1 protein-coding gene is annotated in these 300 nt (G+C 63.0%); it reads left to right on the top strand.

Annotated features, from left to right (window positions below; all coding sequences use genetic code 11):
- Positions 1-300 (top strand): sigma 54-interacting transcriptional regulator (locus tag EN859_RS36955; protein WP_189502567.1); only part of this gene is annotated, 300 nt, incomplete at both ends.

The following is a 300-nucleotide window of genomic DNA, read 5'->3' as shown; positions in this document are numbered from 1 at the left end:
CTCGGCGGCACCCGCGCGATTCCGGTGGACCTGCGCATTGTCTGCGCGACGCACCGCAATCTGCGCGCGATGATCGAAGAAGGCACCTTCCGCGAAGACCTGTATTACCGCATCAACGGACTTGTGGTGACGTTGCCGGCGCTTTGCGAGCGCACCGATCTGCCCGCGCTGGTCACGCGCATGCTCGAACGACAAAACGAGGGCGAGAATGTGCCGCGACGTGTTTCGCAGCAGGTGTTGGAACGCTTCATGAGCTACCGTTGGCCCGGCAATTTGCGGCAACTCGCGAACGTGCTGCGC

Origin of the sequence: Mesorhizobium sp. M00.F.Ca.ET.216.01.1.1 (genome assembly GCF_004010325.2) — a bacterium.
GTDB lineage: Bacteria > Pseudomonadota > Alphaproteobacteria > Rhizobiales > Rhizobiaceae > Mesorhizobium.
This window is presented reverse-complemented; position numbering and strand designations above follow the sequence as displayed.